At 33.0% G+C, this 25605-nt stretch carries 24 protein-coding genes; 9 read left to right on the forward strand and 15 right to left on the reverse strand.

The window, feature by feature from the left end; all coding sequences use genetic code 11:
- Nucleotides 1-16 precede the first annotated feature (16 nt).
- From CPIN18021_RS07635 to CPIN18021_RS07705, 15 genes are all read right to left on the reverse strand, one after another.
- Entirely contained in the window at nt 17-1081 is a 1065-nt protein-coding gene (locus CPIN18021_RS07635; protein WP_078423820.1) for an LptF/LptG family permease, read from the reverse strand.
- 22 nt (nt 1082-1103) lie between these two features.
- A complete protein-coding gene (gene pth, locus CPIN18021_RS07640; RefSeq protein ID WP_078424761.1) occupies nt 1104-1655 on the reverse strand; it encodes an aminoacyl-tRNA hydrolase in 552 nt (183 codons plus the stop codon).
- Nucleotides 1656-1668: 13 nt separating this feature from the next.
- The gene (locus tag CPIN18021_RS07645) at nt 1669-2205 is read right to left on the reverse strand and encodes a 50S ribosomal protein L25/general stress protein Ctc (RefSeq protein WP_078397804.1); all 537 of its coding nucleotides are present in this window, start codon (nt 2203-2205) and stop codon (nt 1669-1671) included.
- Nucleotides 2206-2264: 59 nt separating this feature from the next.
- Nucleotides 2265-3479: a type IV pilus twitching motility protein PilT gene (locus tag CPIN18021_RS07650; protein WP_078423822.1), complete on the reverse strand. Its 1215-nt coding sequence runs from the start codon at nt 3477-3479 to the stop codon at nt 2265-2267.
- Entirely contained in the window at nt 3479-4477 is a 999-nt protein-coding gene (locus tag CPIN18021_RS07655; protein WP_078424762.1) for a transaldolase, read from the reverse strand. Before CPIN18021_RS07655 ends, CPIN18021_RS07650 begins: the two co-directional genes overlap by 1 nt.
- Nucleotides 4478-4484: 7 nt before the next feature.
- Nucleotides 4485-5108 carry a phosphoserine phosphatase SerB gene (serB, locus tag CPIN18021_RS07660; RefSeq protein ID WP_078423824.1) on the reverse strand — a complete coding sequence of 208 codons (624 nt, stop codon included), beginning with the start codon at nt 5106-5108 and terminating at the stop codon, nt 4485-4487.
- A gap of 8 nt (nt 5109-5116) precedes the next feature.
- A complete protein-coding gene (locus CPIN18021_RS07665; RefSeq protein WP_078423825.1) occupies nt 5117-5617 on the reverse strand; it encodes a chemotaxis protein CheW in 501 nt (166 codons plus the stop codon).
- A gap of 10 nt (nt 5618-5627) precedes the next feature.
- Nucleotides 5628-7931, reverse strand: coding sequence for a hybrid sensor histidine kinase/response regulator (locus tag CPIN18021_RS07670; protein ID WP_078424763.1), 2304 nt, complete (start codon nt 7929-7931; stop codon nt 5628-5630).
- 9 nt (nt 7932-7940) lie between these two features.
- Nucleotides 7941-8900 carry a chemotaxis protein gene (locus tag CPIN18021_RS07675; protein ID WP_078423827.1) on the reverse strand — a complete coding sequence of 320 codons (960 nt, stop codon included), beginning with the start codon at nt 8898-8900 and terminating at the stop codon, nt 7941-7943.
- Between the two features lie 10 nt (nt 8901-8910).
- Complete coding sequence (locus CPIN18021_RS07680) at nt 8911-9636, reverse strand: UDP-2,3-diacylglucosamine diphosphatase (protein ID WP_078423828.1); 726 nt, start codon at nt 9634-9636, stop codon at nt 8911-8913.
- 19 nt (nt 9637-9655) lie between these two features.
- On the reverse strand, nt 9656-10138 hold the full coding sequence (gene greA / locus CPIN18021_RS07685) for a transcription elongation factor GreA (RefSeq protein ID WP_069638251.1): 483 nt from the start codon (nt 10136-10138) through the stop codon (nt 9656-9658).
- Nucleotides 10131-11174 carry a lipid-A-disaccharide synthase gene (gene lpxB, locus CPIN18021_RS07690; RefSeq protein ID WP_078424764.1) on the reverse strand — a complete coding sequence of 348 codons (1044 nt, stop codon included), beginning with the start codon at nt 11172-11174 and terminating at the stop codon, nt 10131-10133. The genes greA and lpxB overlap by 8 nt, the downstream gene beginning before the upstream one ends.
- A gap of 6 nt (nt 11175-11180) precedes the next feature.
- Nucleotides 11181-11858: a tRNA threonylcarbamoyladenosine dehydratase gene (locus CPIN18021_RS07695; RefSeq protein WP_078423830.1), complete on the reverse strand. Its 678-nt coding sequence runs from the start codon at nt 11856-11858 to the stop codon at nt 11181-11183.
- 201 nt (nt 11859-12059) lie between these two features.
- Complete coding sequence (gene surE, locus CPIN18021_RS07700; RefSeq protein ID WP_078424765.1) at nt 12060-12830, reverse strand: 5'/3'-nucleotidase SurE; 771 nt, start codon at nt 12828-12830, stop codon at nt 12060-12062.
- A gap of 8 nt (nt 12831-12838) precedes the next feature.
- Nucleotides 12839-14242 (reverse strand): alanine/glycine:cation symporter family protein, encoded by a 1404-nt coding sequence (locus tag CPIN18021_RS07705; RefSeq protein ID WP_078423832.1) that lies wholly within the window; start codon nt 14240-14242, stop codon nt 12839-12841.
- 334 nt (nt 14243-14576) lie between these two features.
- On the opposite strand from CPIN18021_RS07705, the gene CPIN18021_RS07710 reads away from it, so the two are divergent.
- The 9 genes from CPIN18021_RS07710 (at nt 14577) to CPIN18021_RS07755 (ending at nt 25594) form a co-directional block, all read left to right on the forward strand.
- Entirely contained in the window at nt 14577-15800 is a 1224-nt protein-coding gene (locus CPIN18021_RS07710; protein ID WP_078424766.1) for an aromatic amino acid transport family protein, read from the forward strand.
- Nucleotides 15801-15805: 5 nt separating this feature from the next.
- Entirely contained in the window at nt 15806-17173 is a 1368-nt protein-coding gene (locus CPIN18021_RS07715) for an L-serine ammonia-lyase (RefSeq protein WP_078423834.1), read from the forward strand.
- Nucleotides 17174-17555: 382 nt separating this feature from the next.
- Nucleotides 17556-17765, forward strand: coding sequence for a Tat pathway signal protein (locus tag CPIN18021_RS07720; protein ID WP_078424767.1), 210 nt, complete (start codon nt 17556-17558; stop codon nt 17763-17765).
- Between the two features lie 10 nt (nt 17766-17775).
- Complete coding sequence (locus CPIN18021_RS07730) at nt 17776-20730, forward strand: formate dehydrogenase subunit alpha (RefSeq protein ID WP_226995978.1); 2955 nt, start codon at nt 17776-17778, stop codon at nt 20728-20730.
- 10 nt (nt 20731-20740) lie between these two features.
- Nucleotides 20741-21295 (forward strand): formate dehydrogenase FDH3 subunit beta, encoded by a 555-nt coding sequence (fdh3B, locus tag CPIN18021_RS07735; RefSeq protein ID WP_078423838.1) that lies wholly within the window; start codon nt 20741-20743, stop codon nt 21293-21295.
- A 256-nt stretch (nt 21296-21551) separates the two neighbouring features.
- Complete coding sequence (locus tag CPIN18021_RS07740) at nt 21552-23114, forward strand: flagellin B (RefSeq protein ID WP_078424770.1); 1563 nt, start codon at nt 21552-21554, stop codon at nt 23112-23114.
- A 152-nt stretch (nt 23115-23266) separates the two neighbouring features.
- On the forward strand, nt 23267-23464 hold the full coding sequence (locus tag CPIN18021_RS07745) for a type II toxin-antitoxin system RelE/ParE family toxin (RefSeq protein WP_226996008.1): 198 nt from the start codon (nt 23267-23269) through the stop codon (nt 23462-23464).
- Entirely contained in the window at nt 23451-23729 is a 279-nt protein-coding gene (locus CPIN18021_RS07750; RefSeq protein ID WP_078423953.1) for a helix-turn-helix domain-containing protein, read from the forward strand. Before CPIN18021_RS07745 ends, CPIN18021_RS07750 begins: the two co-directional genes overlap by 14 nt.
- A 326-nt stretch (nt 23730-24055) precedes the next feature.
- Nucleotides 24056-25594, forward strand: a complete 1539-nt coding sequence (locus tag CPIN18021_RS07755; protein WP_078424771.1) for a flagellin B — start codon at nt 24056-24058, stop codon at nt 25592-25594.
- Nucleotides 25595-25605: the final 11 nt, after the last annotated feature.

Below are 25605 nucleotides of genomic sequence, written 5' to 3' on the forward strand. Positions count from 1 at the left end.
AATGCCAAAAATTGGCTTAACGATTGAGCCTAAACAGATAAATAGAATAAAATGCCAATAAAACAACAGGCATAACAATACCTAGCTCTGGAATCAATGCTCCAGTAGCTGAAAATTTGGCAAGTATAAATAAAACTCCCCATATTATAAGAGTTACTAACACATATACAAAACTAGCCAATGCTAGATTAAAAAACCTACCCACAACAGGCAAATGATAATATAATATAAAAACTAAAATCGGAGCGAATAATGGTGCTATTGTTAGAGTATAAAATATAGATTTTGCATTATTTATAGATGCACCCTCTCCTTGAAATGTTGTTATAAAATCAATGGTATCTAAAACGGAAAGGCTTATTCTTTCATCGCTATTTGCACTTTGTATATTTTTGGGAGTAAAGCCTTTTAACGAATGAACGTTGGAATTTGTTTTTATATCTAAACCTTTTTCTCCAACTTGTAATTTTTTAGGCAATACTATAGTTTTTGTATCATTTAAAATCCACTCATCTGAACTAAATTTGGCATTATTGGCAAACATAATATTGTTTAATGTTGTGTTGTTTATATCAAAAATGGCAATATCTGAGATACTTTGCTCTAAAGGGTTGAGTTCTTTAATATATATAAATTTTCCATCAAATTTTAAAAAAGAGTCAGTTGTGTTTCTTTTTACACTAAACCCGTCTTTAATACTCTTTTGATAATCATACATATATGCAAAAGATGTAAAATTAAGCAAAATATACAAAACTGTAATGGCACATGATATCAAAAATGGAATTTTTATCAAAGAATTTTTATAAACGCCTAAAGCATAAAAGCTTACAAACTCATTTGAACGAGCTATACCTATAAAACAGACAACTGTTGCTAAAACCAAAGAAATGGGCATTGTATATGATATGGCAGTTAAAAAAGTAGCGCCCACATATAAAAGTTGCAAACCAGCAGAGACTGGTAAGTCTTTGAAATTTGAAAGCAAATCAATCCCAACATAAAACAATTCCAAAGCTAAAAATATAATCAAAAATGTCTTAAAATAAATCCAGCCAATATATCTAGAATAAAGTTTCAAAACATTACCTTAAATTTTATATCTAAACAGCATTTTGCCATTTTTTTAGTGTAAATTTTTGCGAGGCATAAGAAATATCATTTTTTATAAGTTCCAAAATAGCATTTTTAGCATACTCTAAAATATCATCTAAAATCTTTTTTTCATTATCATTAAAATCACCTAAAACAAAATTTGTAACATTGCCAGCACGACCGATACCTATTCTGACTCTCTCATAATCATTTCCGATTAAATTATCTATTGATTTAATGCCATTATGGCCTCCGCTACTACCGCCTTTTTTAAACTTAATAGCACCGAAGCTTAAATCAAGATCATCATGAACAACAATAATGCGATCTGGCTTATAAAAATCATTAACAGCTTTTACGCTGTTTCCGGAAAGATTCATATAAGTATTTGGTTTTAGAAGCAATGTATTTTTATGCTTATAAACATCGCCTTGAAATTTAGATGAGCTAACATCCACAAAATCGGAATTTAAAAGCTTGTCTATAAGCATAAATCCGATATTGTGTCTAGTATTTTTGTATTGTTCAGTGGGGTTACCTAGCCCCACGATAAGAATCATTATAAGACTTCTTTTATCTAGCTTTTATTACCCCAAGAACTGCTATACGGTCAGCATCTACCATAGTAACACCATCTGGAACAACAATATCGCGAACCAATATAGTATCATCTATATCAAGTTTGCTAACATCAATATCAAAAGAGTTTGGTAAATTCTCAGCAGTACACTTAACAGCTATACGTCTTTTTGATTGTATTAAAACACCTTTGTTTTTAAGACCTATTGGAGTGCCATAAGGCTTAACAGGTATAAGATATTTTGAAACAAGACCAGGAATAGCTACTTTAAGATCAACGTGTTTTAAATTATTTGTAACAGCATCTCTTTGATAATCAACGATAACGACTTTGTATACATTCTCGCCAACTTTTACATCAAATGCAAGGGTCTCTTTTTTGCGAGCTTCTTTTATAAATTCATTTACTTTAAAAGCTGCTGCAACATTCTCTAATCCCTTACCATAAATGTTCGCGATTAGATAACCATCTCTTCTCAAAGCCTTTGCAGACTTCTTACCGATACTCTCTCTAACGATACCTTCTAACATCGTCATCCTTTCATAAAAAAATAGGTACGGATTATACCTAAAAATTAATAAATTTTATATTAGTCACCATCTTGAATTTGTTTAAGTGCAATTATACTATCTTTAAATCTATCATCTTGAGAATGCTTTTTAACACCTATCACATTTTCTTGCTTAGCAAGATTTGAATTTTTTATTTTGATTTCAAGGTCATTTGGTCTACTAGCCTTTTCAAGAGCTTCTTCTCTATCTATAACGCCCTCTTCATAAAGCTCTAATAAATGCTGGTCAAATGTCTGCATACCATAGGTATTTTTGCTTTCAGAAATAGCTGTAAAAATTTCATCTTCTCTGTTGTTTGCGATTATATCTCTTATTCTTATATTTTTAATCAAAACCTCAACAGCTGCTCTTCTTTTTCCATCTTTTGTTTTTACAAGTCTTTGAGAAATTATAGCAGCAAGCACGGAAGAAAGTGTCATTTTTACCCTATTTTGTTCCTCTTTAGAAAACATACTAACTACACGACCAATAGTCTCTTTGGCGTCTACTGTATGAAGAGTGGAAAGCACTAAGTGTCCTGTTTCTGCTGCGTGTAAAGCTGTTTCTACTGTTTCAAGATCTCTCATTTCACCAACCAATATAACATCTGGATCTTCACGCAAAGATGCTCGCAATGCTTCTGAGAAATTTCTGGCATCTTGCCCTACTGAACGTTGATTTATAAGACACTGTTCATCACTATAAACATATTCGATAGGATCTTCTATTGTTATAATATGCTTTTTTTTTGTCTTATTCATATGATTTATCATGCTAGCAAGGGTTGTTGTTTTTCCGCTCCCTGTTGGTCCAGTAACCAAGATGATACCTCTATGGAAATTTTCACATATTTTTTTGATAACAGGTGGAAGTTTTAAATCATCCATTGTTGGAAGTTTTGTAGGAATAGTTCTAAAAACTGCAGAAACGCCATCCATTTGAAAAAATATATTTACGCGAAATCTATAATCATCATTTAATTTATAAGTAAAATCAACATTTCTTTGCTCTACAAGATCTTTGAAATTTGTTCTAAGCAACTCTTTTGCTAAAGTAATCCCGTCTTGCTTACTTAAAATTTTATCACTCATAATTTGCATTTCGCCATTAAATCTACCACGAATATAGCTATTTGATTTAATATGTAAGTCACTTCCTTCACGCTCTATAAGTTGTCTTAAATAAGCATTAAGCTCATCTCTTAGCTTAAAATCAAGCTTGGAAACATCAACATCATGTTGATTATCAAGCATTATTTTAATCCTTTTAATATGTCATCAAATGCAACAACAAATGCTTTTAGACCATCATTTAACAAATCCCTATAAGCTGTTTGAAGATCTATATTTGCATTTTTTAAAACACTAAAAAAACTATCTACATTTTCTTTACTTGTGGCTACTTTTGGCTCAGCCTTTTGCTTTATAAATTCCTTTATCGTATCCAACGGAGCTGTATTGATAGTATTTTCAAACATAAGCTCACGAACATAATAATCAGCCCTTAACTCGTTCCCCTTAACACCAGTGCTTGCAAATAAAGCTCTAACATTACTTAAATTCTCATCTTTTATCATATGATATATTTTAGTAGCATTCATTATGCCGATTTGAGATTTAGGGAGACTTTTTTCTTGCATTTTATCATCAAGCAATCTATCAAAACGACTGACAAAAATACTTATAACGCCTTGTGGTAGCATAGTATTTACAAAACGCTTTTGATACTGAGCTACACCATCTTTAAAGGCATCCAAACATCCTCTAGCTTGCTCAGGAGAAAAAATTAAAGTAGCATTTACGCTAATTCCATCTGCCATCAAAGCACTCATTGCTTCAAATCCTTCTTTTGTGGCAGGAACTTTTATCATAACATTTGGCATTTTGATCATCTGATGAAGTCTCTTACCTTCTTCCACAGTGGCATTAACATTATCATGCAAATTTGGATCAACCTCAATGCTAACAAAACCATCATCATTATTTGCATAATTTTTTAAAAGCTTGCAAGCTGCCATTTTGATATCTTGAGTAGCTAAAGTTTCATATATATCTTTTGGATGTCTTTTGTGGCTATTTTTAATAGCTGTCTTATAAGCTTCACTTCCAACGAAAGCTGATTTAAAAATAGCAGGGTTGCTAGTAGCACCATTTATAATATCTTTGCTGATCAAATCAACAAATTCGTTATTTAAAAATTCTCTTTCAATAAAATCGCACCAAAGCGAAAAATTAATATTTTTGTTATACATTTTTTACCTAAATAAGTTTTAAAATTTCTCGTAGATCTTTTTTATCAACACAATGTGTAGCGTTTTGTTTTAAAATTTCATTAGCACAAAAAGCAATTTTGAGACTTGAATACTCAAACATAGAAATATCATTAGCACCATCTCCAACACACATAGTATTAGAAATATCTACATTAATTATTTTTTGAATTTTTTGAAGCATTTTGCCTTTTGAAAAGCCAAACATCATCTCTCCGCCAACTCTGCCCGTAAGTTTTCCATCTTTTTGGTGCAAGATATTTGCAAAACTAGCATCAAAATTTAATTTTTTTTGCATAGCATTGGTGCCTAAATCAAACCCTCCGCTAAATACAATAACCTTAATGCCTTTAGCTTTTAAATTTTCAATAAGCTCTTTAGCACCATTCATAACAGGTAAATTCTCGCATATATCTTTTGCAAGAAAATACGACATCCCCTCTAGCAAAGAGACTCTAGAGGTTAAGCTTTCAAAAAAGTCAAGCTCGCCAGCCATAGCCTTTTTTGTTATATTTTTTACCTCATCTCCAACACCATATGATTGGGCGAGAATATCAATAGTCTCGCCATCCATTAGTGTTGAATCAAAGTCAAAAATACAGAGTTTTATCAAAACAAACCTTAAAAGTCACGCTTTAAAAGGCTTTCAACCTTTAAAATAGTAAGTATATTTTGATCTCTTTTACCTATACCGTATATCATTCCTTTATCTTTTACCAAAGTCTCAGGCGGCGGATCAATCCTGTTTCTATTTATACGAATAGCTTCTGTCAATCTATCTATAACAAATCCAGCAATATTCTCATCATCTTTCATAACAATATATCTAGTGCTGCTACTTTGCTTTCCTGCATTTAAAGCAAATCTCTTTCTTAAGTCTATAAGAGGTATAACATTACCTCTTAAATTAAATACACCCAAAACATACTCAGGAACACTTGGAACACGAGTATACTCTATCGGCTTTATTATCTCTTGAATGTTTAAAATTGGTATAGCATATTCTTCATCACCAACCACAAAGCCGACTAATTGAATAATATCTTCGCTTCTAGTATCTTCAGGACCTTCTATCTGTTTTTTTTGCTTTTGTAAGACTTCATTTAATTTATTATTGCTCATATCTTACTCCCTATGGTAACTTGATATTTTTTCTAACAACGTTTTCAAGATATTCTGAAGAGTAAGGTTTTGTAATATACTCTGTCATTCCTACCTCAACACCACGCAATCTATCTGTTTTAGATGTTCTAGATGTAACGGCTATTAATGGTAAATTTCTATATTTTGAATATTTCCTTATCTCACCGGCTAAGGTATATCCATCCATTCTAGGCATTTCTATATCTATCAATATAGCATCAAATGCATGCTCTCCTGATTTTATTAAGCTAAGAGCCTCAACACCATTTGTAGCTTCTATAACAGTCACACCTGTTGGTTCAAGTGATTTTTGCATTATAGTTCTATCCATTTTTGAATCATCCACTATAAGAACCTTATAATCACTTGGTTTTTCTTTTACATTTTTAGATTCAGCATCCAATTCGGCTCTAATATTTACTTTAATATCTTTTGCCATTTCCATCATAGCAGCAACATCAATAATTAAAGTAACTCTACCATCACCGCGTATAGTAGCGCCTGCTATACCATGTATATTTTGCAAATAATCGCCCATTGATTTTATAACAATTTCCTCTTGTCCAACAAGAGTATCAACTATAATACCAAGCTTTGCTTCTGCAACACCTATAATAACAACATAGGTTTGTTCTCCACCATCAAATACTTTATTTACACCAAATACATCAGAAAGCCTAACTAGAGATAAAACCTCATCACGAAGTCTAAGAACATTTTTACCATCTATTGTATATATATCATCTATAGGCACACGAACTGTTTCTAAAACACTAGCTAATGGTATAGCATAAAACTCCTCTTGAGTTCCAACTAATAAAGACTGAATAATAGCCAAAGTTAAAGGTATTTTTAATTTCATTACAGTACCTTTACCAACTTCACTATCTATATCAATAATACCATTTAGTTTTTCTATGTTAGTCTTAACAACGTCCATACCAACGCCACGACCACTTACATTTGTTACCTTGGCGGCTGTTGAAAATCCAGGCTTAAATATAAGACCAAAAGCCTCTTTATCGCTCATAGCATCAGCTTCTCTTTCGGTAATAATACCTTTTTCTATTGATTTTGCTTTAAGCATATGAGCATCAAGACCTTTTCCATCATCAACTATCTCTATAACTATATGATTGCCCTCATTATATGCTTTTAGTTGAACGAGACCTTTTTCATTTTTACCGGCAATTTTTCTTACCTCTGGATCTTCTATACCATGATCGCAAGAGTTTCTAATGATGTGAACTAACGGATCGCCTATCTCTTCTACGATAGATTTATCAAGCTCTGTTTCCTCACCTGAAATTTCAAGATCTATCTGTTTTCCAAGTTCACGGCTTAAGTCCCTAATCATTCTTGGGAATTTATTAAACACTTTTGCTATAGGAAGCATTCTTGTTTTCATAACAGCAAGCTGAATATCGGTAGTTACTATGCTTAGGCTTGAAACAACTTGATTAAGCTCTTCAAGGAATTTCTCACCCTCATATCTCTCTTCAACATCATCATAAATTTTAAGCAAACGGTTTTTACCAAGAACAAGTTCACCTATTAAGTTCATTAAGTGATCAAGTCTTTTTACTTCAACCCTGATAGTTTGTTCTTGTGCTACTGCTCCACTAGATTGAACAGGAACTTTTTTAGCAGGTTCTTCTTTTAGTTTAGGGGCTGCCGCGGGAGTTGGCTTAGGAGCTTCTGTTTTTTGAGCTGATTTTTTACTTTCGCGTCTAGCCTTATCTTCTGCTTTTCTAACCTGTAAAAGCCTTTCTATCTCGGCTTCAACCTCATCATCACTAAGCTTTGATAGCTCTTCATCACTTATCTCTGGCTCTGGTTCAGCTTGAACAACAGGCTCAGGCTCTTTTTCTGTCTCTTGAGATGCAGAGGCTTTACTATCATCGCCTTCTGATATAGCGGTTAAGCGCTTACAAATATTTTCTATCTCTATACCAACATCTGTATCGTTTCCATGATCTCTAATTCCATGCAAAAGACCTTTCATCATATCTACTGACTCAAGAACCACATCCATAACATCAGGTGTTATTTTTAGCTCATCTTTTCTTGCTTTATTAAGCACATCTTCCATATGATGAGTAAGCTTTGTTAAAATATCAAAATTTAAAAATGAAGAGCTTCCTTTGACTGTATGCGCAACCCTAAAAATTCTATTCAATAATTCAAGGTCTTCAGGATTTGACTCTAGCTCAACAAGATCATGATCTATTTGTTCTATAAGTTCAAAGGCTTCTATCAAGAAGTCTTCCATTATTTCTCTCATATCATCCATAAATCACTCCTAATTAATATTTTTTGAGTGTGCCTCTATAACTTTTAGCACCTCTTGATAAAATACACTTGCATCAAATTTAGTAAGGTAAGCAGCACCGCCAGCTTCTTTACTTTGAACTTCGCTAAATTCATTACTTAAAGATGAACTAAATACTATAGGTATATTTTTAAATCTCTCATCATTTTTTACATTTGAAGCAAAATGATAGCCATCCATTTGAGGCATCTCTATATCACTTAAAATAACACGAACTTCTTTTGATATATCATCGCCAAACCTATCATAAAGTTCGCTCATTCTTTCTAAGCCCTCGACTCCATTTTTTGCTTCTGTGACAGTAAGTCCCATTTTTTCTAATGCATCTTTAACAAGTTTTCTTGCTGTTGCACTATCATCTAAAACAACTGCAATACCACGTATTTTTTTACTTTCATCTATTTCAACATCTAGCTTAGGAGAATAAATTCCAAGCTCTTCAACTATACTTTCAAGATCAAGTATAAGCAAAACTTCATCATTCTCTATACGAGTAACACCTGTTATTTTACCCTTATCAAGTGTCCCGGCACCTGTTCCAGATGCAAAACTAGCTGGCTCAATGTCTTTCCAGCTTATACGCCTAATTCTTTTTGCTTCATGAACTATAAAACCAATAAGTATGCCGCTAAACTCAGCTATTATAACACGAGGTTTTATACTAACTTCATCTGTTGGCTCAACTATATTCATCCATCTAGCAAGATTTATAACAGGTATAACAACTCCACGAAGGTCAAAAATACCCTCTATATAATCAGGAACTCCTGGCAACTCTGTAAGATTTGGCATCTTAATGATTTCGCGAACTTTTGCAACATTTACACCGTATATACCTTCATATACTTTTTTATCTGTTTTTTTAAAGATACGAAAATCAACAAGCTCCATCTCGTTTGAACCCGTTTTCAATACGTCGTCTCCAAACATCAATGTCCTTTCAGATTTTTTTAATGAATTTTATTTTATCATTTTCGTATTCTACTATAAAATAACTTTGGTTGCACGCAAAACATGGTAAATTTATATATTTTTTATTTTCTATATCAAAAATACAACCTTGATGATAATGTCCTTCAATGACATAATCAGCATTGTAATGACTTAATTTAGGTTCTATAACCTCTTTGAAATTTGGTATTTTATAATCAAGTTTTTTAAATTTTAGTTTATTTAAAATCCACTTAGAAATTTTAAAATTAAATATCCTATCTACAAAATTCATAAAAACCAAAAATGATTTTACACGCAAAAAAAGCAATGCATATTTACTTATAAATGGTAAGAAATTATCACCATGAGCTATCTCGATATTTGAGTTTAATGCCTTAAATTTAACCGGTTGAGATGATATTTCAAAAACCTTAACACTTGTGTCCTTAAATAAATTTGACATTCTAAAATCATGATTTCCCTCTATAAAAAAAACCTCTATTTCATTAGAAATTTCCTTTATAAGTCTTATATGTTCATCATAAAATTTCATTGAATACTCGGTGTAACCGGTTATAAAATCAAAAATATCTCCAAGTAAAAAAAGCTGAGTAGTCTGTATCTTTTTATCTTTTATATCTCTTAAAAAAACCAAAAGCTTATCTCTATTTTCGTTCTCATGTGCATCAGAAACAAAAATAGCACCATCTTTTATATCATACAAACTACTCATTAATCCTCAAAAAAATTATTTAAAATTCAATCGGCTTATAACAAACCTCAATGATTTCAACATCTTTAACACCATTTGGTAGTCTAAGTGTTACCTCATCACCTTCACTTTTACCTATTAATTGTTTTGCTAAAGGTGAGTTTATAGAGATAAGTCCTTTATCTAAATCACTCTCACTAACACCAACAATAGTATAAGCCTTTTCCTCTTCTGTATCCAAATCCATTATAGTAACGTTTGATCCAAACCTAACCTTATCATGCTCATAAGAACTAGGATCCACAACTTCTGCTTTTGTTAACAATGCGCCAAGTTCAGCAATTCTAGCCTCTATAAAAGCTTGTTTTTCCTTAGCTGCGTGATATTCTGCATTTTCTTTCAAGTCACCATAACTTCTAGCAACATCTATCTCTTTTACTATTTGAGGTCTTTGAACTTGCTTTAAGTCTTTTAATTCAGCTTCAATTTTTTCATACCCATAAATAGTCATAGGTTCACTCATTTTTTCCTCCATTTATCATATTTGCAACATTTTGGCTACTTCCATGTTTTAAAAAATTCCTAAGCTCATTACAAGATGACAAAAATATATCTCTATCGCACTCCTTGTATGATTTTAATAAATTTTCAACACTAACATCATCTTGAATAAGCTCATCGTGAATAGCCCTTTTGCCTATAAAATCAAAAATAATATTTGCAAGTCCTGCGTATTTTATCTTCAAAAACTTTCTAGCAAGCCATACATCTAAGGCCTTAGCTTTATAACAAAGAACAAAAGGCGTTCCGATAAGAGCCGCTTCAAGGGTGGCAGTGCCTGAACATATAAACGCAAACTCACTTTCAAAAAGAGTTTTGGGCGTGTCGTTTGAAATTTCAAACTCACTCAAATCACCATAAATTTCATCCAAACTATCCATAAGATGTTTTGGCACACAAATAACTTTTTTTGTATTTATATGTGTTGCTAACTCTTTAAAAATCGGCATAAGTCTTGTTATCTCACTCTTTCTTGAACCGGGCAAAAAAGCTATTTGCGAGTTAGAGCTTATGTCTGTTTTTTTAAATTTAATCTCATCTAACAAAGGATGGCCTACATACTGGCTTTTTGAATAATACCTATCATCAAATGGCAAAATTGATGCTAGATTATCACAATAACGTTCAACCTTAGCCACCCTTTTTTCTTTCCAAGCCCAAACTTGTGGAAGTATATAATATGTAATCTTAGCCTTAACTCCTGCCTCTTTTAAGCTTTTTGCAAAAGGAAGATTAAAAGCTGGACTATCTATTAAAAGAATACTATCAACATCTTTTGCTAGTTTTACAAGTTCTTTCATGGCTTTTTTTGCCTTAAAAACAAGTGGTAAAACCTCAATAAATCCCATAGCTGAAAACTCAGAGCTTTTCATATAAGGCTTTCCAAATTTTTCATCAAAAATACCCAAAAGCTCATAATCTTTCAGTTTTAACAAAACTTGCTCTAAATGCAAATTTGCAGATGGTTCAAGCGCGCAAACTAAAATTTTATTACTCATATTTACCTAATTTTTATTTTGATTATAACCCATTTTACTTGAATTTAAAAGCTTTCTAATAGCCAATGATGCTAAATTTAGTCCAAAAACAGCAGTTACTCCCATAAAACTACCTAGTTTTTGACATCTTGGTAGCTCGCTTGAAAAAACAACATCATAATTACCTTTAAAATTTGCCTTTTTAAGTTCATATCTTATCTTTCTTGCAAAAGGGTCGTTATATGTTTTATAAATTGAAGCTATCTTTACTTGGGTAGCATCTATACGTTTTGCTCCACCCATCGAGGAGATGAGTTTTTTATGAGTTTTTAAAGCAAGAGCAACCTTAGCCGGAACATCATCTATAGCATCTATAACGATATCAAAGCTTGAAAAATCAAATTTATCCACAAACTCAGGTGTTACTATATCGCAAATAGCTTCAATATTTTCATATCTTTTTTTAAACTCATCAACTTTTATATTGCCAACAGCTTCGCTATAAATTTGGCGGTTTTGATTTGTTATATCAAATTTATCCTTATCAACCACAATAATTTTACCAACACCACTGCGAGCCAAGGCATCAACACATATTCCACCAACTCCACCAACTCCAAAGACTATGATTTTTGAATTTGAAATTACATCAAAATCATCTTCAAAAAGCCATCTAGAACGGGTAAACCTATCAATTTTATCCATAAAATTCCTTAAATTTTTAGCGTAATTTTATAAAAAGATTTTTAATCTTGGCTTTATTATTCAATAATGTTTTTTATAACTCTTAATATGATGAAAAACTTAACAAAATAAAATATTTGTTTTTAACAAGAAATAAATATTTATATAAACATAGCAACTAAATAAAAAGCTGAATAATCAAAAGCCTTAAAAGGTTTAAAGTCAAAAAACCTTTTTAAGACTATCAATGCTTTCATAAGCTGTTAGATCAACTTTTATTGGTGTTATGGTTGCATATCCTGCATTGATTTCACTTAGATCATTTTCTTCATTTATTTGAGTAAAATCAGGTTTTAAGTTCCCAAGCCAATAATACTCAACACCCCTTGGATTTCGGTTAAGCATAGCATCAGTGCCGTATTTTCTATTTCCTATTGGAACTACTTTATAACCTTTAAAGTCTGATCTTTTAACGCTAGGTATATTAACATTTAAAAATTGTCTTTTTGGCAAACACACATCGCCGTTAAGCACTTTTTTGGTTATGTATTTTACAACATCTTTAGCTAGATCAAAGCCTAGCTCGCTTAGTGAATTATTTTTATAAAATTGAGAAAAAGCAATACTTGGAACATCTTGCAAAATACTTTCCATACAAGCACCACAAGTACCAGAATAAGTAATATCCTCTCCTAAATTTGAACCATGATTTATACCAGATATAACCAAATCTGGCTTTTTGTTAAAAAGTGCGTGAAAAGAAAGATAAACACAATCGCTAGGAGTTGCATCCTCTAACTTAAAAAAATCATCATCTATTTTTATAAATCTCAAAGGTTTAGTAAGAGTAAGAGAGTGGGCGCAAGCTGATTTTTCAGAACTAGGGGCGACAACTGTCACCCTTACATCTCCTAGTTCTAGCAAAGCATTTCTTAATTCAATCAGTCCATTAGCTTCATAACCATCATCATTTGTTATTAGAATTTCCTTCAAAAATATCCTTATTTTATATAATTATCTTTATTATATTCTTTTTTGTCATCATAGTCTTTTAAAAGCTTTACAACAATTGGGCTAAGTATCAAAACCGCTATAAGGTTTGGTAACACCATAAGTCCATTAAACATATCGGCCAATTCCCAGACCAAATCTACCTTTTGCAAGCTTCCATAAAAAACAAAAAATACAACACAAATCTGAAAAAATATTATCCCTTTTTTTCCAAACAGATAACGAACATTTATCTCACCAAAATAATACCATCCAACAATAGTAGTAAATGCGAAAAAGAAAAGACAAATAGCTATAAAAGCATAACCAAGTGTGTGTCCTAGCAAATGCGAAGAAAACGCCTCTTGAACAAGAGTAATACCTATATAAACTGATTTACCATCAACAAATTCAACTACTCCTGATGAAAGTATAACAAAAACTGTGATATTTAAAACAACAAATGTATCTATAAAAACAGACATTACACCAAGAACAGCTTGCTCAACTGGATGTTTTACTTTTGCTGTGGCGTGAGAGTGTGGGGTTGAACCCATACCTGCCTCATTACTAAAAAGACCTCTTGCTATACCATAACGCATTGCAGATGAGATAGTAGCTCCAGTAGCACCGCCCCAAGCAGCGCTAGGGTTAAATGCACTTTCAAATATCAAAGAAAAAACAGAAGAAATTTCTGAAACATTAGAAACTATAATAGCAACTCCTACAATTACATAACAGATTGCCATTATAGGGACAACTTTTTCAGCGACACGAGTTATTCTCTTTACACCGCCTATAAAAACTATAGTACATATAAGTGATAAAATAGCTCCACTAAAATATTTTGAAACACCAAAAGCACTTTCAAAACCATCTGTAATTGAGTTTGCTTGAACCATATTTCCCATAAAACCAAGAGCCAATATTATAGCTATGGCAAAAAAACCTGCCAAAAATTTACCTAATTTTCCTCCAAGCCCTCTTGATATATAAAAAGCAGGTCCGCCTATAGTATGACCGCTATCATCTTTAGTTTTATAAATTTGAGCAAGACAAATTTCAGCAAAATTTGTAGCCATACCAAAAAAAGCTGCTATCCACATCCAAAAAATAGCACCAGGTCCTCCCATTATAAGTGCTGTTGAAGCACCAACTAAATTTCCAGTTCCTACCTGTGCAGCTATAGAGGTAGCAACAGCCTGAAAAGATGTCATACCCTCTTTTCCAGCGGCATCTCCATGCAATGAAAAACTACCAAAAAGTCTACGAACAGCTATTTTAAATTTAAATAATTGAACAAATTTAAGCCTTATTGTAAAATAAATGCCAGTTCCGCAAAGCAAAGCTATAAGCACATAAGGTCCCCAAAGATAAGAATTTATATTCTTAACAAGACTATCTAAAAAATCCAAATCTTACCTCCTTAGTAAAAAATTCGCATGATTTTACTTCAAAAAAGTTAAAAGATAAATGAAACTATTAAAATTTTATTTATTTTTTAGACTAACTATAAAATCAAGTTATATATTTATTATAGCATACATTAATATAAAACTAAAATACCATTAATATAAATTTATTTTAAATTTATATTATATTTTTTGTATATTAAATAATAAAAATATTATAAATAGTTACATAATGTAATATTTTGTACTTAAAATAGTAAAATAATATTTTTTTAAAGGTTATTTTATAAATTTATAAATACAATTTGAAAGTAAATTATTTTTTAAAGGTTATTTTATGAAAATAAATTCTTTTCATGCACGTTGGATGCTATCGCTTTTTGGAACCGCTGTAGGTGCAGGTATTTTATTTTTACCTATTAGAGCAGGAACGGGTGGTTTTTGGCCTATTGTTATAATGTGTTTTTTAGTTTTTCCTATGACATATTTAAGCCACAAAAACTTGGCTCGTTTTGTTAACTCAGGTTCTAAGCCTCAAATGGACATAACACAAGTCGTAACAGAGCATTTTGGTCAAGGCTGGGGTGTTGCTATTACATTTCTTTACTTTTTTGCTATCTTTCCTATTTGTTTAGCATACGGTGTCGGTATAACAAATACAGTAAATTCATTTATAGTTCACCAACTTGGTTTTGCTGAACCTAATCGCTTCATTTTAGCTTTTGCTTTGGTTAGTGTTATGATGTTTGTACTTGTATTTAGCGAAGAGATAGTTACAAAGATATGTAGCGCCCTTGTTTATCCTCTTTGTGCTATATTACTTGCTTTTTCATTATATCTAATGCCACATTGGAAATTTGACACTATAGCAAATGTTCCAGCAATGGGTGATTTTTTAGGTGTTATTTGGCTAACTCTTCCTGTGCTTGTATTTTCTTTTAACCATAGTCCAATTGTCTCAACATTTGCACAAAGTGTTCAAAGAGAGTATCCAAATGATACTGATGCAAATGCAGGCAAAATTGAATTTGGTGCTAGTGTTATACTTTTGTTATTTGTTATGATATTTGTTTTTTCAAGTGTTTTATGCTTAAATCCTGATGATTTTGCAAAAGCTCGTGCTGCAAATATTCCTGTACTTTCATATTTTGCAAATGAATTTGATAGTCCAATCATAGCTTATGCTGGTCCTTTAGTAGCGCTACTTGCTATTGCTTCATCTTTCTTTGGACACTACTATGGTGCCTATGAAGGACTTTGCGGAATACTACATAAAACAAAAGGTAAAGATGGCAAACCAAATAGCCGTGCTGCAAAAATTGGTGCAACTATATTTTTATACATAAGCACCGTTGTTGTAGGCTATATAAATCCAAGTATATTAGGTTTTATAGAGGACTTGGGTGGGCCAATTATAGCAGCTATATTATTCATAATGCCAATTATTGCGATATATAAAATTCCTGCAATGGCTAAGTTTAAAAATCCACTATTTGATGGTTTTGTATTTTTAATGGGTGCTCTAACCATCTTAAGTGTTGTTTATGGCAAAATGGTATAAAAATCATGGATAGCATTTTATCTATTTTTAAAATAGGCGTAGGGCCTAGTAGTTCTCATACAATAGGCCCTATAGTAGCTATGAATAAATTTTGTGAACTTCTTGGGGATAAAGTCAATGATGTTCATAGAGTGCAAGTTGTCTTGCATGGATCTCTTAGCCTGACAGGCAAGGGACACTTGACTGATATAGGGTGTATTATAGGACTTTGTGGTGTTGCTCCAAAAGATGTAACACCTGAAGGAAAGCGTGAGATTATACATAATGCTATTAGCAATAACAAGTTAATTTTATCTGGCATAAATGAAATAGAATTTATATATGATAGAGATATAGTTTTTGATGATTCTATGCTTCCTCTGCACGAAAATGGATTAATAGCAAGTGCTTTTGATAAGGATAATAATACAATCATTACTCAAACTTACTATTCTACCGGTGGTGGTTTTGTAGCAACACCTAATGAGATAGGCGGTAAAACTAATGGTTTTACAAAAAAAGAGATCAATAGTTTTGAGTTTGAAAGCGCCCAAAGACTATCGGAACTTTGCAATATACATAAACACTCTATACCTGAGATTGTAATGCTTAGAGAGAGTGAGCATATGAGCAAAAAAGACATAAAGGCATATTGTCTTGAAATTTATGATGCTATGATGGAGTGCTATAATAACGGTATAACAAGCAAAGAAAGAACTTTGCCAGGCATTATAAACCTAAAGCGATTGGCTCCAGCTATCAAAAAAAGACTCGATGAAAATCAAAAAGAGGATCTAGATCCACTTGCTATGATTGATTATGTTTCAATGTATGCAAGAGCCGTAGCAGAAGAAAATGCAAGTGGAGGTAAAGTTGTTACAGCACCAACAAATGGTGCTTGTGGTGTCATACCTGCTGTGCTTTTATATATCCAAAATCATCGTTTTTATATGGATGAAGAAAAAATAATTAATTTTATTCTAACAGCTGCTGCTATTGGTTATTTATACAAAAAGAATGCAAGCATAAGTGGTGCTGAGGCTGGATGTCAAGCTGAGATAGGTGTTGCTAGTTCTATGGCAGCGGCAGCTATGGCTATAGTTAGTGGTGCAAGCACCGAACAAGTCTTTAATGCCGCTGAAATCGCAATGGAACATCACTTAGGTCTTACATGTGATCCCGTTGGTGGTTTGGTTCAAATACCTTGTATAGAAAGAAATGTCTTAGGTGCTATAAAGGCTATAAGTGCAGCCAAGATGGTTTTATATGGGGATGCAACAGGTAGAGTTAGCTTAGATGAGGTAATTATAACCATGTATAAAACAGGTAAAGACATGAACTCAAAATACAAAGAAACTTCACTTGGCGGCCTAGCTAAAATGGTAAATTGTTAGTTTTTGCTCTCTTTTTTAGAGAGCAAAAAATATTATCTTCTTCTTTTATGATTGCAAAACAAATCTCTTAGTATATTTATTTTTTATCTATCTCAAAACTATATTAATTATATAAAAGTTACTTCAAAGGTCTAAAAAGGCATTTTTACTTAAACAAATATGAAAAAATAACATTATTTTTTAAATTAATTTATTATTTTTAATGAGTGTGCTAAATTTGCATATTTGTAAATTTTTTAGAATTTTACTAATAAATTTTTATAAATTTTCAGTTTTTTATGATTTAGGCTGCCCAGAAATGGGCTTTATAAATAAATTGTAATTTTTGCTTTTTATAAATATGCAAATTTTACATATAAACTATGAAACAGGGGTTGCAATCATGAAGGTAAATCGCAGAGAGTTTTTAAGAAAAGCTCTTAAAGTTTCAACACTAGCAGGTGGAGTTGTTGCAACAAATACACTAGCAGATACAGCAAAAATTTCTGATTTGGCTGACAGTAATGGTGTAGTAGTTGGCAAATCCAATAAAAAAGAGGTGCTTTATCACAAAACACAAATGTGGGAGCATTTTTATAAAATCGCTTATTAGGGGTTGATTTATGAACAATGAAAAAATAGGAAGACGTTCGTTTCTCAAACTCGCAGCACTTGGAGCTGGCAGTGTTGCTTGTTTTGGCAATAAAAACGAAACACTTCAAAAAGGCAAGAATACAGCTATACCAAATCCATACGAGGGTTCTAAAACCGTAAGAACTATATGTTCTATATGCTCTGCTGGCTGTGGTATAGAAGCAGAGGTAAAAGATGGGGTTTGGGTTCGCCAAGATATGGCGATTCATCATCCAATTTCACAAGGTAGCCACTGCTGTAAGGGGATAGATCAAATAGATCTAACAAAGAGCAAACAAAGAATAAAATACCCGATGAAAAAAGTTGATGGTAAGTGGCAAAGAATAAGCTGGGAAACAGCAATTAATGAAATCGGTGACAAAATGCTTGAAATAAGAAAAGAGCATGGTCCTGATTGTGTTGAATTTCTTGGGTCTGCTAAGTTTAACAACGAACAATCTTGGTATTTTAGAAAATTCGCAGCATTTTGGGGAACAAATAACATAGATCACGTTGCAAGAATTTGACATAGTGCTTCAGTTGCGGGTGCCGCAAATACTTGGGGTTATGGCGCTATGACAAATCACTTTGGTGATGTTACAGCGAATTCAAAAGCAATACTTTTAATAGGTGCAAACTCAGCAGTTGCAAATCCAATAGGATTTAAACACATGCTACAAGCAAAAGATAGAAACAATTGTAAATTAATAGTTGTTGATCCAATTTTTACAAAATCAGCAGCAAGAGCTGATCATTATGTGAGATTAAGACCTGGTACAGATATAGCTTTTGTGTATGGAATGCTACACTTGATATTTAAAAACGGCTGGGAAGACAAAGAATATATAAAAAACAGATCTTACGGAATAGACAAAATAAAAGAAGAAGCTAAAAAATGGACACCTGAGGAAACAAGTAATGTTACAGGAGTTCCTGCTGATCAAATAATACAAATAACAAAATTATTTGCTACCACAAAACCAGCTACTGTTGCTTGGTCACTTGGTATCACACAACACTCAGTTGGTAGCTCAAATACAAGAATTTTATCTATATTACAAACAGTTCTTGGAAATATGGGTAAACCAGGCGGCGGATGTAATATAATAAGAGGGCACGATAATGTTCAAGGTGCAACCGATATGGGCAACCTAGCAGATACACTTCCTACGTATTATGGTCTTGGAGATAAAGCATGGAGATATTTCTGCAAAGGATGGGGTGTTGAATTTGATGACTTTGTCAAAAGATTTGCAGTTTCAACCAAAGAAGAAAAGATTAGTAAAGAAGCTGTAAAAGGAACAAAATTCCAAGAGTATTTTTATCACAACCCTAAAAATCCAGAAGACAGGAATTGGAGAAACGAAAAAGGATGGTCTTTGGCTAAATGGTGGCAAGGTGTATTAAAAGAGGAAAAAACATTTTCAAGTGGAGAGTTAAAAGTTCTTTGGGTTCAAGGAACTGGCATCGCTTCAATGTCTCATCTTCATAAAATACAACAAGCGGTAGATAAACTTGATTTATTGGTTGTTGCTGAACCATTTGTAAATGAGGTTGCAATTCTTAGTGATAGAAAAGATGGGGTTTATATCTTGCCTGTTGCAACCCAATTTGAAAATGAAGGAACAGTTGTTGCAACAAATAGAGCTGGACAGTGGAGAAGTCAAGTTGTGAAACCACTATATGAAAGCAAGCCAGATCATGAGGTAATGTTTGAATTTGCTAAAAAATGGGGCTTTTATGATGAATTTACAAAATCTTTAAAAATGGAAGTTGTTGACGGAGAACTAAAAGTAGTTAAGGATACTTTTGTTTGGCCTGATGATGCCACAAATGAGATGGCTAGAATGGGCAAAAGTATAGGACTTACAGGCTGGAGAGCAGAAAGACTAAGAAGACATCAAGCTAACTGGCAAAATTTTGATCCTGACACACAACTTGGTATAGCAGGAGAAGTAAAAGGCGAATATTACGCACTTCCTTGGCCTTGTTGGGATGAAAAACATAGTGGAACTCCTATACTATATCGCCCTGATGTTCCTTATACTCAAGGTGGTTCTGGTTTTAGAAATCGCTTTGGCTTAGAACATGATGGCGAAAGCTTGATAGCAAGTGAGGCTATAAGCATAAAAGATGCTAAAGTAAAAGGTGGGTATCCTCAAATAACAAAAGCAAATATAGAAAAAGTTCTCGGTATACAACTTACAGAGGAAGAAAAAGCAAAAATGGGTGATGATTGGATGACTGATTATAGCGGAATCATCCTCGAAAAATGCCGTGAAGCTGGTATTACACCTTATGGAAATGCAAAAGCAAGGGCTATTGTTTGGGAATTTATAGATCAAATTCCAAAACACAGAGAGCCTATCCACTCGCCACGCCCTGATTTGGTAGAAAAATATCCAACATTTGATGACCAAGAGAAAAATTTCCGTGTTGAAACTAAATTTAAAAGCGAACAAACCAAAGAAAACTGGAGTAAAGAATTCCCAACTATTATCAGTACAATGAGACTTGTAAACCTAAGTGGTGCTGGTATGATAGAAAGAACAAGTAAGTACCTATCAGCGATAACTCCTGAAATGTTTGCGTATGTAAACCCTGAGCTTGCATTAGAATATGAAATACTTGATGGTGATATGATGTGGATACACTCACCAACAGGCACAAAGATAAAGGTAAAATGCTATCACAACCACAGCGTTACACCTGATAGAATTTGTCTTCCATATAACTTTGCTGGCATTATGCAAGGTGTTGATTTATCAGACAGATATCCAGAAGGCACAAAGCCTTATACGATAGGCGAAAGCTCAAACACTATAACAAACTACGGTTTTGACCCGGTAACACAAATTTCTGAGTTTAATGCCGGTCTTTGTCGTTTAGAAAAAGCTGAGCCTATGGGCTTTAAAACAAATTTCTTAGATGAGATAGCAAAGTAAGGAGCAAGATATGGCAAGAATGAAATTTTATGTTGATAACAACAGATGTATTAGTTGTTTTGCTTGTCAAGTGGCTTGCTCTTCAGCTCATGAAACTCCAGTTGGGATAAATCGCCGTAAGGTAATAACTTTAAATGATGGCATAGTTGGCAAAGAGATTTCAACAACCATAGCTTGTCAACACTGCACAGATGCACCTTGCGAGCAGGTTTGTCCTGTAAATTGTTTTTATATTCGTGAAGATGGTATCGTTTTGCATGACAAGGATAAATGTATAGGTTGTGGATACTGCTTGTATGCTTGTCCATTTGGTGCGCCTCAATTTCCAAGAGATGGGGCTTTTGGTATCAAAGGAGAAATGGATAAATGCACTATGTGTGCTGGCGGCCCGGCTCCTACAAACTCACACCAAGAAAGGGAGTTATACGGACAAAATCGCATTGCAGAGGGAAAAGTTCCTATGTGTGCTGCTGTTTGTGCAACAAATGCTCTTTTAGTCGGTGATGCTACAGAGGTATCAAATGTATATAGAAAACGTGTTACTTTAAGGGGAACTGGTTTTTAAAATATCACTGAAGGGCTTTTGCCCTTCTTGTTATTTTTTTGTTTTATTCAAGCTCTCATATAAAATTCCACAAACTTAATTTTATCTTTAACAAATTCTCATGTAAATTTTAAAAAATTCACAAAATTCCTAAAAAATTTGCATTTTTTTCGCATTTTATTGCTCCCCCCCCCCTAAAGGTTCTAAATTTTGAACCGATTTAATTATCAAATAACCATAAGGATAGGTTATTAATTAAACATTAAAAGGATTTATAATGAGCTTTAGAATTAATACAAACGTTAATGCTATGAACTCACATGCTAATGCAGTTGGTAACAACAGAAACTTAGCTAACTCACTAGGTAGACTTTCATCAGGTTTGAGAATTCAAACAGCAGCAGATGATGCTTCTGGTCTAGCTATTGCAGATAGTTTAAGATCACAAGCAAGTGCTTTAGGTCAAGCTATAGCAAATGGTAATGATGCTATAGGTATCATACAAGTAGCTGATAAAGCTATGGATGAGCAACTTAAAATACTTGATACTATCAAAGTAAAAGCTACTCAAGCAGCTCAAGATGGTCAAACTACAAGATCAAGACAAGCACTACAAGCTGACATAGTAAGACTTATGGAAGAACTAGATAACATAGGTAACTCTACATCATTTAATGGTCAACAACTACTAAATGGAACATTCTCAAATAAAGAGTTTCAAATAGGTGCATACTCAAACCAAACAGTAAAAGCAAGTATTGGTGCTACTACATCTGATAAGATAGGTTTAACTAGGTTTGAGAGTAGTAAGTTTATAACAGCTGCTGGTAAAGTAACACTTACCTTTATAAACGTTGATGGTATAAACAATGTAAAAGTTGCAGCTACTGTTATATCAACAGGTCTTGGTAAAGGTCTTGGTGCTTTAGCTGAAAACATCAACAAAGTAGCAGATCAAACAGGTGTAAGGGCTTCATTTGATGTTACTTGGGTTGGCGCAAAAGCGGTTGTATCTGGAAATATGCAAAGCCTAACTATTAATGGTATAAAAATAGGAGATCTTGCTGTTAAAACAAACGATAGCAACGGAACACTAGTAAATGCTATAAATCAAGTAAAAGATCAAACGGGCGTAGAAGCATCTATAGATCCACAAGGTAAACTTGTTCTTACAAGTAGAGATGGTAGGGTTATAAGTGTTGCTGGTGGCGGACCTGCAGAAGGGGATAAAATTTCAACAGTATTTGGGTATGGAACTAAAGGTGAAGAAATGCCAGGTTCTGCTTTAAGTAAAGGTTTTATTGGTCGTCTAAACCTTGTTCGTCTTGATGGTAGAGATATTAAGATAAGTGGTGGAAATGCTGGTAATGCTAATGGATCTTTCTCTACAGCATTTAGTGCTTCATCAAAGGAAAAAAGTAACGGCGGTGCAGAAGCATCAGTATCTCTTAGGGAGATAAAAGGTCAGATAAACTCAAAAACAGCTGCCGCTATGGGCTTTCATAGAATGAGTGGTAATGCTATGACCTCTGCCCAAGCAGCTGGAGTTATGACACTACGTGGTGCTATGGCTGTTATGGATATAGCTGAGTCAGCTCAAAGAACACTAGACTTTATTAGATCTGACCTTGGTTCTGTCCAAAACCAACTAGTAGCTACTGTAAATAACATAACAGTAACACAAGTAAATGTTAAATCAGCAGAATCACAAATAAGAGATGTAGACTTTGCAGCAGAATCAGCAAACTTCTCAAAATACAACATACTAGCTCAATCAGGCTCTTATGCTATGAGTCAAGCTAATAGTGTTCAACAAAACGTATTAAAATTATTACAATAGTTTTAATTTATATAAATCTTTAGCCAAAGGGGTAAACCTTTTGGCTTTTTTATTATTTATGAGTTTTAAAAGTATTATTATAGGTTTTAATAAAATAAATTAGAATTACAAATCCATAAAATCAAATTTAAAGCACTATCTATAACATAAATATAAAAAAGTTTACAGGATGGGTTTTTGAAATACGAGCAAAATCAAGTGAAGGTATAGCACGAAGTATTTATTGTTATCAAAAAGGAAAACAAATTTTAATACTTATAAGTGTAGTTAAGAAAAAAGATAAACTACCAAAATCAATAATGCAAATAGCAAAGTATAGATTAAAGGAATTTGAAAATGGGAACAATTAGTTTTGATAGTGTATTTAACGAGATGATAAAAGATGAAGAGTTTAAAAAAGAGTATGAAGCTTTGATACCAGAGTTTGAACTTAAAAAACAACTTATAAAAGCTAGAATCAAAAGTAATATGACACAAACTCAAATTGCCAAAAAGATGAATATGAAACAGTCAAATTTGGCTAGATTTGAACAATCAATAGACTCAAAATTTAGCACGATTTTAAGATATGCTAAGGCGGTAGGGCTTAAAGAGCTTACAATTTCTATACAATAAACTTTAACTTAATAATTCCTTAAAGATTATGAGAAATCTTTAAGAGACTTAAAATACATAACTTTTGTATGGCGAGTTGTATTTTTGAGTTTAATTTTACTTTTATCTGCCAAGTCTTACTATTTTTAACAAACTCACAAACTTAATTTTATCTTTAACAAATTCTCATGTAAATTTTAAAAAATTCACAAAATTCCTAAAAAATTTGCATTTTTTTCGCATTTTCTTGCTCCCCCCCCCCCCCTAAAGGTTCTAAATTTTGAACCGATTTAATTATCAAATAACCATAAGGATAGGTTATTAATTAAACATTAAAAGGATTTATAATGAGCTTTAGAATTAATACAAACGTTAATGCTATGAACTCACATGCTAATGCAGTTGGTAACAACAGAAACTTAGCTAACTCACTAGGTAGACTTTCATCAGGTTTGAGAATTCAAACAGCAGCAGATGATGCTTCTGGTCTAGCTATTGCAGATAGCTTAAGATCACAAGCAAGTGCTTTAGGTCAAGCTATAGCAAATGGTAATGATGCTATAGGTATCATACAAGTAGCTGATAAAGCTATGGATGAGCAACTTAAAATACTTGATACTATCAAAGTAAAAGCTACTCAAGCAGCTCAAGATGGTCAAACAACAAGATCAAGACAAGCACTACAAGCTGACATAGTAAGACTTATGGAAGAACTAGATAACATAGGTAACTCTACATCATTTAACGGTCAACAACTACTAAATGGAACATTCTCAAATAAAGAGTTTCAAATAGGTGCATACTCAAACCAAACAGTAAAAGCTAGTATAGGTGCTACTACATCTGATAAGATAGGTTTAACTAGGTTTGAGAGTAGTAAGCTGATAACAGCAACAGGAAAAGGCGCTGTTAGCTTAACATTTATAAACGTTGATGGTATAAACAATGTAAAAGTTGCAGCAACAGAACTATCTTATGGTCTTGGTAAAGGTATCGGTGCTTTAGCTGAAAACATAAACAAAGTAGCAGATCAAAGTGGTGTAAGGGCTACGTTTGATGTTACCATTATAGCTAGTAAAGCTATTACTGCTGGATCTATAGTCTCGTTAAATATAAACGGTGTTAAGATAGGTGACCTTGAAGTTAAAGCAAATGATAGCAACGGAACACTAGTAAATGCTATAAATGCTGTAAAAGATCAAACAGGTGTAGAAGCATCTATAGATCCACAAGGCAAGCTTGTATTAACAAGTCGTGATGGTCGTGCTATAAAAATTTCTGGTGGTTCCGAAGCTGGTAAACAAGACATTGGTAAACGTTTAGGTGTATCAGATAAGATTTCGCTAAGTAAAAACATGTTTATAGGTCGCCTTAACCTTGTTCGTCTTGATGGTAGAGATATAAAGATAAGTAGTGGTGATGATAGTGGTAAATTTTCTGTAGCATTTACTGCTGCTGCTGATGGTAGTGGTGGAAATCAAAAATCTGTCTCTCTTAGAGAGATAAAAGGACAGATAGCATCAGACACAGCTGCCGCTATGGGATTTCAACGTATGTCTAAAGCCGCTATGACCTCTGCCCAAGCAGCAGGTGTTATGACTCTACGTGGTGCTATGGCTGTTATGGATATAGCTGAGTCAGCTCAAAGAACACTAGACTTTATTAGATCTGACCTAGGTTCTGTTCAAAACCAACTAGTAGCTACTGTAAACAACATAACAGTAACACAAGTAAATGTTAAATCAGCAGAATCACAAATAAGAGATGTAGACTTTGCAGCAGAATCAGCAAACTTCTCAAAATACAACATACTAGCTCAATCAGGCTCTTATGCTATGAGTCAAGCTAATAGTGTTCAACAAAACGTATTAAAATTACTTCAGTAGTTTAATCACTC

This window comes from Campylobacter pinnipediorum subsp. caledonicus, assembly GCF_002022005.1.
Lineage (GTDB): Bacteria > Campylobacterota > Campylobacteria > Campylobacterales > Campylobacteraceae > Campylobacter_A > Campylobacter_A caledonicus.

Bases quoted from the DNA above. Each gene is read 5' to 3' on its own strand.
- CPIN18021_RS07755 (WP_078424771.1), top strand. From the start codon at position 24,056: ATGAGCTTTAGAATTAATACAAACGTTAATGCTATGAACTCACATGCT.
- CPIN18021_RS07695 (WP_078423830.1), bottom strand. From the start codon at position 11,858: ATGGATAAAATTGATAGGTTTACCCGTTCTAGATGGCTTTTTGAAGAT.
- CPIN18021_RS07655 (WP_078424762.1), bottom strand. From the start codon at position 4,477: ATGTATAACAAAAATATTAATTTTTCGCTTTGGTGCGATTTTATTGAA.
- CPIN18021_RS07645 (WP_078397804.1), bottom strand. From the start codon at position 2,205: ATGTTAGAAGGTATCGTTAGAGAGAGTATCGGTAAGAAGTCTGCAAAG.
- greA (WP_069638251.1), bottom strand. From the start codon at position 10,138: ATGAGTGAACCTATGACTATTTATGGGTATGAAAAAATTGAAGCTGAA.
- CPIN18021_RS07720 (WP_078424767.1), top strand. From the start codon at position 17,556: ATGAAGGTAAATCGCAGAGAGTTTTTAAGAAAAGCTCTTAAAGTTTCA.
- pth (WP_078424761.1), bottom strand. From the start codon at position 1,655: ATGATTCTTATCGTGGGGCTAGGTAACCCCACTGAACAATACAAAAAT.
- CPIN18021_RS07680 (WP_078423828.1), bottom strand. From the start codon at position 9,636: ATGAGTAGTTTGTATGATATAAAAGATGGTGCTATTTTTGTTTCTGAT.
- CPIN18021_RS07740 (WP_078424770.1), top strand. From the start codon at position 21,552: ATGAGCTTTAGAATTAATACAAACGTTAATGCTATGAACTCACATGCT.
- CPIN18021_RS07670 (WP_078424763.1), bottom strand. From the start codon at position 7,931: ATGGATGATATGAGAGAAATAATGGAAGACTTCTTGATAGAAGCCTTT.
- fdh3B (WP_078423838.1), top strand. From the start codon at position 20,741: ATGGCAAGAATGAAATTTTATGTTGATAACAACAGATGTATTAGTTGT.
- CPIN18021_RS07665 (WP_078423825.1), bottom strand. From the start codon at position 5,617: ATGAGCAATAATAAATTAAATGAAGTCTTACAAAAGCAAAAAAAACAG.
- CPIN18021_RS07715 (WP_078423834.1), top strand. From the start codon at position 15,806: ATGGATAGCATTTTATCTATTTTTAAAATAGGCGTAGGGCCTAGTAGT.
- lpxB (WP_078424764.1), bottom strand. From the start codon at position 11,174: ATGAGTAATAAAATTTTAGTTTGCGCGCTTGAACCATCTGCAAATTTG.
- CPIN18021_RS07650 (WP_078423822.1), bottom strand. From the start codon at position 3,479: ATGCTTGATAATCAACATGATGTTGATGTTTCCAAGCTTGATTTTAAG.
- CPIN18021_RS07675 (WP_078423827.1), bottom strand. From the start codon at position 8,900: ATGTTTGGAGACGACGTATTGAAAACGGGTTCAAACGAGATGGAGCTT.
- CPIN18021_RS07710 (WP_078424766.1), top strand. From the start codon at position 14,577: ATGAAAATAAATTCTTTTCATGCACGTTGGATGCTATCGCTTTTTGGA.
- CPIN18021_RS07750 (WP_078423953.1), top strand. From the start codon at position 23,451: ATGGGAACAATTAGTTTTGATAGTGTATTTAACGAGATGATAAAAGAT.